The organism is Thalassolituus sp. UBA6592, assembly GCF_002433655.1.
Lineage (GTDB): Bacteria > Pseudomonadota > Gammaproteobacteria > Pseudomonadales > Oceanobacteraceae > Venatoribacter.
In genome coordinates, this window is the sequence record NZ_DJIO01000135.1 from 1 (window position 1) to 13220 (window position 13220).

17 protein-coding genes are annotated in these 13220 nt (G+C 53.9%); 4 read left to right on the forward strand and 13 right to left on the reverse strand.

Annotated elements, in window-relative coordinates:
• The 3 genes from B2Z72_RS13100 to B2Z72_RS13110 form a co-directional block, all read right to left on the reverse strand.
• Nucleotides 1-1142, reverse strand: a 1142-nt coding sequence (locus B2Z72_RS13100; protein WP_297005003.1) for a methyl-accepting chemotaxis protein, incomplete at its 3' end; no start/stop codon positions are given.
• A gap of 173 nt (nt 1143-1315) precedes the next feature.
• Nucleotides 1316-1981: a 2OG-Fe(II) oxygenase gene (locus B2Z72_RS13105; RefSeq protein WP_296985516.1), complete on the reverse strand. Its 666-nt coding sequence runs from the start codon at nt 1979-1981 to the stop codon at nt 1316-1318.
• Between the two features lie 111 nt (nt 1982-2092).
• Nucleotides 2093-2701, reverse strand: a complete 609-nt coding sequence (locus tag B2Z72_RS13110) for a TMEM165/GDT1 family protein (protein ID WP_296985515.1) — start codon at nt 2699-2701, stop codon at nt 2093-2095.
• 402 nt (nt 2702-3103) lie between these two features.
• On the opposite strand from B2Z72_RS13110, the gene B2Z72_RS13115 reads away from it, so the two are divergent.
• The 3 genes from B2Z72_RS13115 to B2Z72_RS13125 all read left to right on the forward strand — a co-directional run bounded on the left by B2Z72_RS13115 (nt 3104) and on the right by B2Z72_RS13125 (nt 4832).
• Nucleotides 3104-3283 (forward strand): hypothetical protein, encoded by a 180-nt coding sequence (locus B2Z72_RS13115; RefSeq protein ID WP_296985513.1) that lies wholly within the window; start codon nt 3104-3106, stop codon nt 3281-3283.
• Between the two features lie 81 nt (nt 3284-3364).
• The gene (locus tag B2Z72_RS13120; protein ID WP_296985511.1) at nt 3365-4450 is read left to right on the forward strand and encodes a peptidase M42; all 1086 of its coding nucleotides are present in this window, start codon (nt 3365-3367) and stop codon (nt 4448-4450) included.
• A gap of 13 nt (nt 4451-4463) precedes the next feature.
• Nucleotides 4464-4832, forward strand: coding sequence for a hypothetical protein (locus B2Z72_RS13125; RefSeq protein ID WP_296985509.1), 369 nt, complete (start codon nt 4464-4466; stop codon nt 4830-4832).
• A 5-nt stretch (nt 4833-4837) separates the two neighbouring features.
• On the opposite strand, the gene B2Z72_RS13130 is transcribed toward B2Z72_RS13125, so the two are convergent.
• Genes B2Z72_RS13130 through B2Z72_RS13155 form a run of 6 tightly spaced genes read right to left on the reverse strand, consistent with a single transcriptional unit; the run spans nt 4838 to nt 7878 of the window.
• Nucleotides 4838-5143 (reverse strand): peptidylprolyl isomerase, encoded by a 306-nt coding sequence (locus B2Z72_RS13130; RefSeq protein WP_296985507.1) that lies wholly within the window; start codon nt 5141-5143, stop codon nt 4838-4840.
• Nucleotides 5144-5183: 40 nt separating this feature from the next.
• Nucleotides 5184-5717: a paraquat-inducible protein A gene (locus tag B2Z72_RS13135; RefSeq protein ID WP_296985505.1), complete on the reverse strand. Its 534-nt coding sequence runs from the start codon at nt 5715-5717 to the stop codon at nt 5184-5186.
• On the reverse strand, nt 5717-5968 hold the full coding sequence (gene minE / locus B2Z72_RS13140; protein WP_296985503.1) for a cell division topological specificity factor MinE: 252 nt from the start codon (nt 5966-5968) through the stop codon (nt 5717-5719). The genes B2Z72_RS13135 and minE overlap by 1 nt, the downstream gene beginning before the upstream one ends.
• 4 nt (nt 5969-5972) lie before the next feature.
• Nucleotides 5973-6779 carry a septum site-determining protein MinD gene (minD, locus tag B2Z72_RS13145; RefSeq protein WP_296985501.1) on the reverse strand — a complete coding sequence of 269 codons (807 nt, stop codon included), beginning with the start codon at nt 6777-6779 and terminating at the stop codon, nt 5973-5975.
• 42 nt (nt 6780-6821) lie between these two features.
• Nucleotides 6822-7523, reverse strand: a complete 702-nt coding sequence (gene minC, locus B2Z72_RS13150) for a septum site-determining protein MinC (RefSeq protein WP_296985498.1) — start codon at nt 7521-7523, stop codon at nt 6822-6824.
• Between the two features lies 1 nt (nt 7524).
• Nucleotides 7525-7878: a HopJ type III effector protein gene (locus B2Z72_RS13155; RefSeq protein ID WP_296985495.1), complete on the reverse strand. Its 354-nt coding sequence runs from the start codon at nt 7876-7878 to the stop codon at nt 7525-7527.
• Nucleotides 7879-8015: 137 nt separating this feature from the next.
• Here B2Z72_RS13155 and dinB point away from each other — a divergent pair, with 137 nt between their 5' ends.
• Complete coding sequence (dinB, locus tag B2Z72_RS13160) at nt 8016-9167, forward strand: DNA polymerase IV (protein WP_296985494.1); 1152 nt, start codon at nt 8016-8018, stop codon at nt 9165-9167.
• A 43-nt stretch (nt 9168-9210) separates the two neighbouring features.
• Here dinB and B2Z72_RS13165 read toward each other — a convergent pair whose 3' ends face one another.
• From B2Z72_RS13165 to B2Z72_RS13180, 4 genes are all read right to left on the reverse strand, one after another.
• Nucleotides 9211-9792: a phosphatase PAP2 family protein gene (locus tag B2Z72_RS13165; RefSeq protein WP_296985492.1), complete on the reverse strand. Its 582-nt coding sequence runs from the start codon at nt 9790-9792 to the stop codon at nt 9211-9213.
• Nucleotides 9737-10945, reverse strand: coding sequence for a glycosyltransferase family 4 protein (locus tag B2Z72_RS13170; RefSeq protein WP_296985490.1), 1209 nt, complete (start codon nt 10943-10945; stop codon nt 9737-9739). Before B2Z72_RS13170 ends, B2Z72_RS13165 begins: the two co-directional genes overlap by 56 nt.
• 164 nt (nt 10946-11109) lie before the next feature.
• The gene (locus tag B2Z72_RS13175; RefSeq protein ID WP_296985488.1) at nt 11110-12138 is read right to left on the reverse strand and encodes an AraC family transcriptional regulator; all 1029 of its coding nucleotides are present in this window, start codon (nt 12136-12138) and stop codon (nt 11110-11112) included.
• Nucleotides 12139-12332: 194 nt separating this feature from the next.
• Complete coding sequence (locus B2Z72_RS13180) at nt 12333-13202, reverse strand: hypothetical protein (RefSeq protein WP_297005005.1); 870 nt, start codon at nt 13200-13202, stop codon at nt 12333-12335.
• Between the last annotated feature and the right edge of the window lie 18 nt (nt 13203-13220).

Below are 13220 nucleotides of genomic sequence, written 5' to 3' on the forward strand. Positions count from 1 at the left end.
TTCAGTGCCAGCAGGTTGGTCTGTTCGGCGATGCCTTTAATAACATCAAGAACCGAGGCAATGTTGGTTGTTTCCGCAACCAGTTCCTGAATAACAGCACCTGAGTGGTTAACGTTATCCGCCAGAGACTGAATTTCACTCATGGCACTGGCAAACTGACCACTGACTTCCCGTGCAGACTGATCAGCGGATTTCGCTTCCACAGACACCTGCTGGGTATTGGACGAAACTTCTTCGATCGCCAGCCCCATTTCGTGGTTGGCGGTTGCTACTGTATCCATCAGATCTGAGTAGTCGGCACTGATGCGCTGACTGTCGTTGGCTGTGGACCTGAGCCCCTCACTGGTATGACTGAGGCCGCTGGCAACCTGTTGTATGGTGCTGATCATCTGCTGCATACCGCCAATAAAGCGGTTGAAGTTATCACTCATAACGCCGATTTCATCTTTGCCCATCTGTGGCATGCGGATGGTCAGGTCACCTTTACCTTCTGCCATCTGGCCCAGTACGCTGCTCAGCTGATTGATAGGACGGGTGATCAGGCGCGGGAAGAATATACCAACCAGCACGGCGATAATCAGTGCAGCGATCAGCAGAGTAATGATGGTGGTAATCGTTGCTGCTTTTGCTGCCTGAGCACTGGCAGTCAGGGTACCAGCCTTTTTCCCTATGGTTTCACCCAGTTCATCGAGAATTTCACGCAGGCCTTCAAACTCATCATTCAGGCTGGTGGTACTGATATCGGCGGCAGCTGTGAAGGAAATAAAACCGTCCACCGAGCGTTGCACCAGTTTTTCTGATTTTGGTCGCCACTCATTGAAAGCGACCAGAAATTTCTGCGCCAGTTGTTTGGTTTCAGCAGAAATATCCAGTGAATCCAGTTTGCCCAGGCGCTGCTGAATCTGATCGAGGTTCTCTTTGTGCATTTCGACAAAGTGATCTTCCAGCGTTCCTAAAGCGATGGTGCGTTCGGCTATCTGCGCCTGATACAGGTCGCGGTCGGCGTTGAGTACCAGCTGCAGGGCGGGAAAGTATTCGTTGTTAATATGCCCATAGCTCTTAGTGATGCTTTGCAGGGCGCTCAGCTGAACCCAGGATAAAACCGCCAGCAGTATTACCAGTACTGCGATTGGAGTAATCATCTTTTTAGCCAGGCTAAGGTCAGACCACCTCATTCAGACCTCCGGTCGTTATATGAATCAATGCCGTATTTTTACGGATGCTATATGAGGTTAGTTCACGACGGGGGTACCGCAACCGTGCTCGGTTGCGTTGGTGTGATTTTTATCAGTGGTTTTGTATACGGCCTGAGGAATCAGGCCGGAGGATCAGGTTGCAGACTGTTGCTGCTGTTCAGGCGGAACCAGCCGGCAATGCTGTAACGCTCGCGTTCAGCAGGCAGCACTTCGTGCGGAAACTCTTCGCTCAGAAATGTCACCAATGTTCCGAATCTTGGCATTACCCGCAGCAGCTCCTGTTCCTGTTGTTGCGGATCGTAAATCACCAGCTCGCCTTTGTGCTGGGTTTCCCAGTCCGGGTTCAGGTACAGCACGGTGGTCAGGATACGGTTGGCCTGTCCTTGAAAAGCGTCCATGTGCTTTTTGTAAAAATCACCGGGACGGTATTGAGCAAAGTGGCATTCATAACTGAACAGACCAAGAAACAGGCGGCGGTTGAGGTAACGCTGCAATTCCCCGGCATAGTCCAGCCACGCCTGTTCGTAAGTATTTTCGCTGGATAACCAGTGAATACGGTCACGGCGTACGAAGGTATTCAGCTGGTGATCCTGCTGACGCCCGGTACCGGCGCGATGAAAGTCCTGCTCGTTCATGCTGGAAATACGGTACAGCAGACCGGAACACAAGCTCAGTGGCAGTGCGGAGTGCTGGATGGAATAGCCCTGCTGAATCAGGTCGGAAGCGATGCTTTCAAACACCTGCTCCTGAGCTTCGTTCAGCATCAGTTGTGGGGATGGAGTCACTGTTGTTATTTTCCCGGGGCGAATAAGGACGCGGTTTTTACCGCATCCCCCGCCCACGGGAAAACAAAATAATTTACTGGTGTAGATAAAGAAATCTGCACCAGCAGGGCATCAGCCAGCCCAGATCACGGTAATGGCCAGAATAAAGAACAGGGCGCTGGTCAGGTAGCGGGCCAGATGCAGAGGCATGCGGCGCATCAGACGCTCACCAAAGTAGATGACCGGCACGTTGGCCAGCAGCATACCCAGTGTTGTCCCTGCGGTTACCCAGAATACTGAGCTGTATTCGGCACCAAGCAGTACGGTTGCAACCTGAGTTTTGTCGCCGATCTCTGCCACGAAAAAGAGGGCGCAGGTGGCCAGAAACGCTCCCCAGCTCTCATGGGTGTTGGTTTCATCATCTTCTTTATCCGGGATTAATACCCACAACGCCATCAGTACAAAGCCTGCAGCCAGGCCCCATTGAATATAGTGAGCTTCGGTCCAGCGCTGCAGCGCTTCCTGCAGCCACACACCCAGCCATGCGGATAAGGCGTGGTTAAGCAGGGTGGCGCACAGAATGCCCATAACAATGGCCGCTTTATTGCGGAACCGGATCGTCAGCAGCAGAGACAACAGCTGGGTTTTATCGCCAATTTCGGCAACAGCGACAACGAGGGTAGAGGTCAGGACTGCGGAATGAGCAAAGCTTTCGCTCAGGCCAGAGATAAGATCTGTCATTAGGAGATACCGGGCGGAAATTTTAACCAAAGACAAACATCGGTGTGCCGCCCTGGTCACTCCGGTATTTGTCTCAGGTCTCATCAAACCCGGGTCTCAGACCACAGGTTCCCGGCGCCATAAGCATGAGGCTTAATTATGTTGACGCAGGGGCCCGGCTGCTGGCGTTTAAACTGTGTTTAATGCCTCAGCGGGCAGATTACTCCCCCAAGAGAAAGCGCATCATATAGCAAATTTTTCCTGTTGTCAGTTCCATCAGATTTTTTTATCTACAACGGAAAATTATTTCAATTTACGTGACTGAACAGCGGTGAAACTATGCGCTTGTCTGAGGTTTCTGGCTGACTTATCCGGTTTTCTGGCACAGAAACAGATTCAGAAAATCCGTGGAGATACAGAGACATGAGCAACAGAAAAGAACAGGACGAATACGAAGATTACGACGATTTCACCCAGGCCAAAGCCAAAGCCCGGGGACGCAGTGCTGACTATGATAAAAAACGTCGTCGTGCTGAACGTATACTTGAACAGGCCCGCCTGCGCGATATGCTGGGCTATGATATCGATTACCCGGAAGTCTGATCCGGCGTCTGAGCATAATGTCAAAACAGGGTGCTCAGGCACCCTTTTTTGTCTTCAGCGTTTACTAAAACGGAAAACACTATGCTCAACCAGACCGCCTTTGGCGACATCTTAAAAAGTCTCATCCGCACACCTGCGGTGGTCAGTGCTGAACACTCTTTCTTTCGTGTGCTGCAGCGTGAGCTGGAAGAACGTGGCGCACGCGTCACCTGGTATGAAGGTCTGCTGGTTGCTCAGGGCAGCGAACCAGACAGCCTGATGCTGTCGGCCCACATTGACCGTCATGGCCTGATCTGTACCGGTCCGAACGAATTTCAGTACGCAGCGTTTGTTGCCGGCGGCCGTTCCGACCTGTTGGGAAACTCTGTTTCTGAGGAGCTGATGAAAACCATCGTGGACCGTTTTACCGGGGTTGATGTTTACGCTTATGAACCCTGGTCCGGTGCTTATCGCGGGCAGGGTTCTATTCAGTCGGCGCATATCTGTCCGCACCGTAACAACCTGATTTTTGAGCTGTCCGATATGGCTCATCTGGTAGCGGGTACGCCGGTGGCGTTCCGTGACAAACTGGTGACCGAAGATGGTCGCTTCAGTGGTCAGCTGGATAACGTACTGACGGCAGCCATGCTGGTGTATCTGTTTGAGCTGGGCTTTACCGGCACGGCGTTTTTTACCGCGCAGGAAGAAGCCGGACGCAGCTGGCGTTATCTGCTGGAATGGTTCCGCCGTTTTGGTGGTTCGACCAACCAGCTGGTGGTGGTGGATACCAGTCCGTATCCCGATACCGAAGCTGCAGATAAACAGCAGCTGGTGCTGCGTCACAGCGATGCCAACGCCAGCTTTAATAAAGAGCTGACCGGGAAACTGGCGAAGTTATGCCATGACCTCGGTATCAGCTACAGTTTTAAAGATGAGTATATCCGTGAGCAGAACCGTCAGCTGGCGGCGGACGGCCACGCCCCGAAATCCCTCGGCAGTACCGAGATGGGGCGTATTATTTCTGCCTCGCACGGGCTGGTGGATGGCACCACACTGCAGATTCCAACCACCGGATATCACACCATGAATGAAAGTGCGGCACTGAATTCCTGCGAAGCCTTTCTGCAGGTTCTGTGCGCGGTCAGCGGCCTTCAATATCCTTTGAGTCACTATGAACCTATGGCATAAAAAGCCTGAAAAAATGGCTTTACCGGATCCGGCAACGGAAGACACTGCAGCTGAGGTAGCTTACTTCTTTCCGTCGGGGCGAACTCAGACACTGCCCTGTCTGGTGTATGAAGTTGCCCGGGATTTTCTGTCTGCGCCAAGGCAGTATTGTCTGCTGCAGTTTGATGAAGAAGCCTGGATGGTGTCGGCTTCAGACGCCGGCGATGAGCTGGATTACGGTCTGGTTCAGCAGCTGACGGAAGACGATGAACTGCAGCTGATTTTTAACTGGCCGGACCGCTGTATTGAAGTTGTCTGTCAGCGTACCCGCATGGTTGAGCGCAGTTACCACGGCAGCTCGGCTGCCGAGGTACTGGTCCGCTGGCTGGCGGCGAAGCAATAGGCTGATTATTCATCGACCAGCATTGGCCGCTCAGGTTTGTCCACAACCTTAATAATGTGGAAGCCAAAACCGGTTTTTACCGGACCGCAATAAGGGCTGTCCTGCTCATGGCTGTACAAGGCTTCCAGCAGGTTTGCCGGTAACTGATCACTGTGGTGGTAGCCGGCAAAGCCCTGGTGTTTCGCCGAAGGACAGGCGGAATATTCCGCGGCCATTTCGCCAAAATCCGCTCCCAGCGACAGTTCTTTCATCACGTCATCCGCCAGCAGCGGGCTTTTCAGCAGAATATGGTGCAGGGCAATGGTGCTCATAACAGTTCCGGTATGTTGGCGGGAATGTTATGAGTTTAGTTTATGGACGGGATTTTTCGAGCAGAATACCGGCGCAGACTGAACTCAGACAAAACGCCAGGAACCAGTAAAAACCAACCTCCAGCTGCGCAGATACTTCGGCGGCTGCCTGCGCACTGAAAAACGCGATCAACAGGGCAATAACAAACACATCAACCATGGACCATTTACCGATGACGGCGATTACCCGCCACAGACGCGGGCTGTTACTGAACCAGGTATACAGAATCAGCGCCAGTTTCAGTAATGGGATAATCACGGAAAAGCTCAGGATCATCACACCAACGGCGGTGTAATTGAGTTCGTGCAGTTTGATAACGGTTTGCCAGATGGAGCGGGTTTCGTGGAACAGGCTGGTTTTCAGCCCGAACATACTGATACTTGCATCCACGGTCATGATCGGCTGAGTAATGCCGGGCCACAACAGCAGAAAACTTAACAGGGTTAGCAACAGGCCGGCCTTCTGGGCGCTGCTGTAAGCAGGGCGGACAGAAGGCACTTCAGAGGTCGGGCGGGCAGAGTCAGGTGCAGGCATTACTTGTCGGGCAGGGTGACGTTCAGTTCCAGCACCGATGTGCTGCCCTGATTCTCCAGACTGACGTTAATATCCTCATCGCCAATCGGCACGTATTTGCGGATAACAGCCAGCAGTTCCTGCTGCATCTGTGGCAGATAATCCGGACCATTGTTACGTGCGCGGTCGTGGGCAACCAGAATCTGCAGCCGCTCTTTGGCAACGGATGCGCTGGTTTTTTGCTCCTTGCGGAAATAATCCATCAAACTCATCGTATTAACCCCCGAACACGCGTTTCAGGAAGCCTTTTTTCTGCTTCTCAAGAAAACGGTGTGGGCGGTCTTCACCCAGATAGCGTGCAACAGCATCGGCATAAGCCTGACCAGCATCGCTGTCAGCATCATGAACCACAGGCACACCCTGGTTAGAGGCTTTGAGCACGGCTTCTGATTCCGGAATAACGCCGAGCAGAGGAATGGCAAGAATTTCTTCCACATCGGTAACCGACAGCATTTCACCGCGTTCCACACGCTCAGGATTGTAACGGGTCAGCAGCAGGTGCTCTTTTACGCTTTTGCCCTGTTCGGCCATGCGGGACTTGCTCTGCAGAATCCCGATGATGCGATCGGAGTCGCGAACAGATGACACTTCAGGGTTGGTCACGATGACGGCTTCTTCAGCAAAATACAGCGCCATCTGCGCACCGTGTTCGATACCGGCCGGTGAATCACAGACGATATAGTCAAAGTCTTCAGACAGCTCGTTCAGTACTTTTTCTACGCCTTCGTGACTGAGCGCGTCTTTATCACGGGTCTGGGACGCTGGAAGTACGTACAGATTGTCGAGACGTTTATCTTTGATCAGGGATTGTTTGAGGGTGGATTCACCCTGCACAACGTTGACGAAGTCGTATACCACACGACGCTCACAACCCATCACCAGATCGAGGTTGCGCAGACCTACGTCAAAGTCGATGACAACGGTTTTATGTCCCTTCATGGCCAGTGCTGCTGCAAACGCTGCACTGGTCGTGGTTTTACCCACACCGCCTTTACCGGAGGTGACAACAATAATTTTTGCCAAAGCCGTATTTCCCTGAAATTTCAATGTGCAGCGCAGTATTTATCAAACGCTGGCTATGTTCAAGTTGCCGTCATTGAGACTGATCACGACAGTCTTCAGATGTTCTTCCGGCGCGTCTTCAAATAACCGGTACTGACCGGCAATGGCCACCAGTTCAGCATCAAACTGCTGACAGCCGATAACAGCATTTTCATCGCCTTTTACGCCGGCTAATGCACGGCCGCGCAGGGCGCCATAAATATGAATATCACCGGTGGCCAGCACTTCCGCTCCGGCACTGACCATGCCGAGGATAATCAGATCGCCGTCGGTAAACAGCTGCTGCCCGGAACGCACGTTGCCGGTGTGTATTTTCACCGGACGGGTCGCGCCTGAAGCGGCTGCAGCATCTTCTGTTACACCCTCTGCTGCAGCGGTTGCTGTACTGCTGTCGCTGCGGCGGTTGCTGGCTTTGCCAAGGTCAGCCAGGGTCAGTTCGCTGCACTGAGCTTTATAGGCATCGTCGGCGTTGCGCACGGCAACCGGTAACAGGCCGTTATCGCGACACAGGCCGATCAGTTGAGCCAGTGGCAATACACTGGCGTCCAGGCCGCTCAGGTCAAGCAGGCAGGGCAGGTTACTGAACAGTGCCGGGGCTTCTGTTTTTTTGTGGCTCAGAACCGCTTCGATCTCTGCGGCATCTGAGCTATCGAAGTGCAGCGTGGTCAGTGAAACTGACCCGGCTTTTAACTTAACCGCACCCATTTCAGGCTTTGGCCTGCAGCGGAAACTGATCAAAGCTGATGTTGCTCAGACCTTCGCGCAGTACACGGCGCAGGTTGTGGTGGTTATCCACATCCGGGGTGGCCAGAACATCGCGATAGTGTTCACCGAAGCAGCGCAGAGCCTGTTCACTGCTCAGGCCCAGAGTTTCTGCCAGGGCAAATACCCGGGCACTGCCCTGGTTCTGGTCAGCGCTGTTACTGACGTCGCCATTCTGAAAAGCGGTAGGGGTAAATTCAAACCAGGTGTCGATGAAGGTAAGAGTGTCGGCAAAAACGTGACTGTCGGTGTTGATGGAGTTTAAAAATTCGTTTTTTGCCTGATCAAAATCGTTCACAAATATTCCTCAGCTTACAAAGACTTAACAAAGTGGGCTAAGGCTACCACTGTGCGTGGCGCAGCGCTATGCGTCTTGATTCTTTGTCTGTATGTATATACAGTACTTTTATGAGTTACCGTTCAGGTAGTAGAAATATGAGTTCAGATCGTATCGCATCCGCGGTAGCAGAGGGCGCTATCGGCCAGGGGTATACCACCTCTGCTGCAGACGCTGCTGTTTTGCCGGAGCTGCAGGCTGAGCAGCTGCCTGCGCAGAAACGTAAGGTGATTCATATCGACTGCGACTGTTTTTTTGCCTCGGTGGAGATGCGTGAAAACCCGGCGCTGCGCGATGTACCCATTGCCATCGGTGGTGCCGCTGACCGACGCGGTGTGATTGCTACCTGTAATTATCCGGCGCGTACATTTGGTGTGCGTTCCGCCATGGCGACGGCTCAGGCGAAAAAGTTATGCCCGCACCTGCAGCTGTTACCCGGGCGTATGGCGCTGTACCGCGAAGTCTCTGCCCAGCTGATGGATATTCTCGCGCAGTATGCGCTGCAGCTGGAGCAGGTTTCGGTCGACGAAGCCTATCTGGAAATCGATCCTGAGCTTAATGCCACAGCCATTGCCGAAGAAATCCGTCAGCGGGTGCGTGAAGAGCTCGGTATTACCGTATCGGCCGGCATAGCGCCGAATAAATTCCTCGCCAAAATTGCCTCCGACTGGAATAAGCCTGATGGCCAATGGGTCGTGAAGCCATCGCAGGTGGATGAATTTGTCTCCGGTCTGGCACTGAAAAAAATTCCCGGTATTGGCCCGGCGATGGAAAAAAAGCTCACGCTGTACAAGCTGCATACCTGTGCCGATGTGCGTCAGTGGCCGTTAGTGGAACTGGTACGTACTTTCGGTCGTACCGGCGCAATCCTGTATGAGCGGGCGCAGGGAATTGATCATCGTCTGTTGAATAACGAGCGGCTGCGTAAATCCATCAGTGTTGAGCGTACCTATGCACAGGACCTTAATGGGGAATACGAATGCTTACAGCAGATTCCCGAATTATGGGAGCGCTGGCAGGAACGGGTGGAACGCAGTGGCTGGCGCACATCAGCGCTGGCGCCATTCGTTAAAGTGAAGTTTGCCGATTTTACTCAGACTACTTTGGCAGACAGTCATGAAGAAGCGAACGGCGAGGGATTTGCCCGCTTATTGCAGCTGGCGCTCAGGCGCGAGAATAAAGCCGTACGCCTGCTGGGGATTGGTGGACGTCTGCCGGAAACCGATCCCAATCAGATGTCCCTGTTCTGATATTGGTTATCTGTGCCTTAATCTGTGTCCGAAGAGGCGTTGCTTACAGCAGGCCGCTGAACATACCGATTGGCCAGATCACCAGAGATAACTGGCTGATTAACAGTCCCAGTGCCGCACCGACCAGAACGTCCGTCGGGTAGTGCATGCCGAGAATTACCCGCGACAGCGCCACCAGAATGGCAAAAGGCACAACCAGCCAGAACAGCGCCGGGGCAAATACACAGAAAAGTACGGCAAAATTGACCGCATTCATGGTGTGCCCGGACGGGAAACTGTACAGGTCCAGTGGGGCGGTGTGGGCGTTAATGGCATCCCAGGAAATAAACGGACGCTGACGTACCAGACGATTTTTTAGCTGGCTGTAAATCAGTACGCAGGTCAGGCCAGTGATGGCCATGTGACCGACGGCTTCCAGGCCACGGGCGCCCATGGTCAGCGGCATGGCCAGTGCCAGTGTGTACCAGAAAACACCATCGCCCAGGCGACTGATGGCTTTAAAGAACAGACGCACTGACGTATAGCGTCCGGTGCGGTTCAGAAGCTGGCACAGATTCAGCTCAAAACGATCAGCTTTGCTGAACAGCAGAGCGCTTCGTGGCTGCAGAGTTTTGCTCATGTCCATAGCTGCTATCCTCATAGCGGTCACCTGACAGGTGGCGGGAAAATTCATCAACAATCCGCTCCCAACCAATCGCCAGAGCGCGGTTACGGGCGTTAGCGCGCAGCGTCCGCAGCCTGTTCGGGCTGTCGGTCAGGGTAGCTGCGCAGTGAATAAACTGCTCGCTGTCTGCAAACGCTGCGAGCATGCCGTTGTCGCCGTGCAGAATGTGTTCATGCCCGGCAGCGTAATCAAAACTGACGACCGCCAGACCGCTGGCCATGGCTTCCGTTACAACATTGCCAAAGGTGTCGGTGAGACTCGGAAACAGGAAAACATCGCCGCTTGCAAAGTGTGTGGCGAGGTCTTCACCACGCTGCATACCGCAACAGATGATTTCCGGATGTTGTTCACGGATACCGGCCAGTAATGGGCCATCACCCACCAGTACCATACGCACACGCTCATCGGCTTCGTGCAGGCGGCGATAGGTTTCCAGTGCCAGTTCGAGATTCTTTTCCGCGGCGATGCGCCCGACGTACAGCAGCACCACATCATCCGCGCGGGTGCCCCAGCGCTGGCGCAGTTCGTCACTGCGTTTACGCGGGGTAAAGAGGTTGCTGTCAACGCCGCGGGAAAACACCTGCACATTGTTAAAGCCGTGGCCAGTCAGCTGCTCACGCTGTACACCAGTAGGCACCAGAGTGGCGGCAGTCAGATTGTGGAAATGACGCAGATAACGGTAAGCAAGGCCTTCCAGCCAACCCAGGCGATAGTGTTCGATGTACTGATGGAAGTTGGTGTGAAAACCACTGATGACACGGATGCCGGCTTTACGTGCAGCCCGTACAGCAGCCCAGCCCATCGGGCCTTCGGTGGCGACATAAACCGCCTGCGGGGCAAAGCGTTTGAGTGCACGGGTAATGCGGCCGGATACCGGCAGACCAAAGCGCAGGCTGTCATAGCCGGGAATTGGCAGGCCGGGCAGACGCAGCAGATCATCGGCCTGATCGCATTCAGTGTCATCTTTACCCTGACGCGGACGGATCAGCTGAACCTGCACGCCGCGGGCACGCAGTCCGCGCACCAGATGCCCCAGCGTATTGGCAACGCCGTTGATCTCGGGGGCAAAGGTTTCTGTCACTATGGTGACCCGCTGCAGGGCGGTCTGGCTCATAAGCATCACTGTTCAGGTATCTGAGTGATACTTTGCGCAAGCTATGTGACAGTTATCTTGCAGCCTTGTGACAGTCTGGTGAAGTCAGATTAATCTGAGAAAAAGGCAGGAAATCCGCTGGCCTGTCAGGCGCACAGGTCAGCGGAAAAGGTGAGATTACGCCGTCAGCGATTACGATCTTCGCGATAGTATGACGGTGCATGCTGGGTCCAGCGACGGAAGGCTTTGCGGAAATTGGATGGATCGGAATAGCCGACCAATGCCGCCAGTTCTTCGATCGGCAGATTGGAATTGCGCAGATATTCGATGGCCATTTCCTTGCGTACCTCGTCGAGAATTTTCTGATACGAGGTGCCGACATCCTGCAGGCTGCGGCTCAGGGTCCGGGTCGAGGTGGCCAGATGGCTGGCAACGGTATCGACCGGCGGAAAGGTGCCCGGGTTACTGAGCAGAATGCGCCGCACTTTGGCCACCACACCTTCTTTCGGGCCCATCCGCGCGAGAATATCGGCACACTGAGCTTCGGCCATGGCGGCCGTGGCGCTGTCAGCCATGGTGACCTGAGTATCCAGCAGGGTACTGTCGACAATAATTTCTGTACGCGGCTGATCAAACAGCACCGGGCAGCCACACAGCTCACTGTAGGTATCTGCGTAGTCCGGTCGTGGCTGATTCAGGTGTACTTCCCTCGGGGTCAGATGTTGCCCCGACAGAAAACGCGCCAGCGATATAAAGAGGCCGATAAACACATCACACAGCATGCGGTACATGGGCTCATAGGGGATGTGTGATGTCAGGCGGATGGCGCTGGTGTCGCGCTGTTCGATCATTTCAAACGTAAACGCCGGGTCAACCAGACTGTGATATTTCAGGCCCAGGCGCACCGCACTGCGCAGATCAGCGCAGCTGAGAATGGCGTAGCCGAGCATACCCAGCTGATTGATATTGATGGATGTGCCCAGATCCAGCCCGAGCTTATTATCAGGATAATGGCGGATAAGATTATCCGTCAGACTGATGATCTGCTGATACGTCAGGCGTGTGGATGGATCGGACAATTGTGCTTCGGCCAGCCCTGTGCCGTTCAGCAGTACCTGAACGTCAATCCCCCGCTGCCCGCCAACCCGGATCATTGTCGCCGGGATATTTACCGGAACCAGTGGTTCGGTCAGACTCCATGTTCCTCGGATCATCTGAGTACCGTTATTGTTATATGGTGATAATGGGTGCAATGCCAGACTTCTCGATGGCCTGGTCAGCTGTTTACCTCACCGACAGAATGACAGGCTTACCTGTTAAATCAAGTAGTGACTGGTCTGTAAAGGACAAACGGTCGTGAATTCTGGCGTAATGGATCGGGTGAATTACCGCCGTGCCGGAACAGACTTCAATGGTTACGGAAGGGAAAATGATGGCGGCCGAGCCAGCGGCCGAATTCGATAATATGCTGGCTGGAGCGCTTGTTCAGCAGATTCAGAATGACCTGGTTCAGCTTACGGTTGTTTTTACGGGCGATCAGAAACGCCAGATCACTGCGCCGCCATTCAAAGTCCGCCAGAGTGGCGGGTAATCCGGCCTGCTCCAGCAGCGCATAAAATGCCTCCGCGCTGTCGCGGGTCAGCAGCAGCCACCAGTACTCAGCGTGAATGCGGTCGAGTACTTTGTCGTTGATGCTTTCAACATTGATAAGTGTGTTAATATTGGCGTCACGCTGTTTCTTCTGCGCGTGCAGAAGCAGACCAGCAAAGGCGGCAGAATCGCTTTTGTTCAGCCAGTAATAACGGCCATCCCATTCGCGATACACCATACGGTGCGGTTTGTTTTCCGCTGGAAAAGCTTCCTGTCGCAGACGGTCAAAGTCTTCGGCGCTGTCGTGGGGAACGTCTTTACCGACGTGTTCTGCCCAGCTGTAGAGGTTCGGCCAGTCTTCATCGTGGGCACTGTGCTCAAGCCCGTCGATGGCGCTGATGGATAATGAGCGGTTGAACTCGCGTTCGCTGATCAGCTTTTCCAGCAGGCCACACAGAGGTTTCCATTCTTCGCCGGCTTCTATCAGGGATTTGCCGGCGTCGCTGAACACCGCGTGCAGGCTGAGCCAGCGGTGACTGAGAAAGCTGTGGGGGTTAAGAACGCCCAAATTCCCCAGATGCGCTTCTTTGGCCGCCTGACAGGCATACCAGGCGGGAAACATTTTCTGAATCAGGCCGTTAAGTAAGCCTTCCAGATCCACATTGGGCGAGGGGCTGCGGTTTGTCATAAGGTGTTTTCGGGCAAT

Coding starts and splice junctions, on each gene's coding strand:
- B2Z72_RS13135 (WP_296985505.1), bottom strand. CDS start 5,717: ATGCCTGCACCTGACTCTGCCCGCCCGACCTCTGAAGTGCCTTCTGTC.
- B2Z72_RS13115 (WP_296985513.1), top strand. CDS start 3,104: ATGAGCAACAGAAAAGAACAGGACGAATACGAAGATTACGACGATTTC.
- dinB (WP_296985494.1), top strand. CDS start 8,016: ATGAGTTCAGATCGTATCGCATCCGCGGTAGCAGAGGGCGCTATCGGC.
- B2Z72_RS13180 (WP_297005005.1), bottom strand. CDS start 13,202: ATGACAAACCGCAGCCCCTCGCCCAATGTGGATCTGGAAGGCTTACTT.
- B2Z72_RS13125 (WP_296985509.1), top strand. CDS start 4,464: ATGGCTTTACCGGATCCGGCAACGGAAGACACTGCAGCTGAGGTAGCT.
- B2Z72_RS13130 (WP_296985507.1), bottom strand. CDS start 5,143: ATGAGCACCATTGCCCTGCACCATATTCTGCTGAAAAGCCCGCTGCTG.
- B2Z72_RS13165 (WP_296985492.1), bottom strand. CDS start 9,792: ATGGACATGAGCAAAACTCTGCAGCCACGAAGCGCTCTGCTGTTCAGC.
- minC (WP_296985498.1), bottom strand. CDS start 7,523: ATGGGTGCGGTTAAGTTAAAAGCCGGGTCAGTTTCACTGACCACGCTG.
- B2Z72_RS13170 (WP_296985490.1), bottom strand. CDS start 10,945: ATGAGCCAGACCGCCCTGCAGCGGGTCACCATAGTGACAGAAACCTTT.
- B2Z72_RS13175 (WP_296985488.1), bottom strand. CDS start 12,138: ATGATCCGAGGAACATGGAGTCTGACCGAACCACTGGTTCCGGTAAAT.
- B2Z72_RS13110 (WP_296985515.1), bottom strand. CDS start 2,701: ATGACAGATCTTATCTCTGGCCTGAGCGAAAGCTTTGCTCATTCCGCA.
- B2Z72_RS13120 (WP_296985511.1), top strand. CDS start 3,365: ATGCTCAACCAGACCGCCTTTGGCGACATCTTAAAAAGTCTCATCCGC.
- minE (WP_296985503.1), bottom strand. CDS start 5,968: ATGAGTTTGATGGATTATTTCCGCAAGGAGCAAAAAACCAGCGCATCC.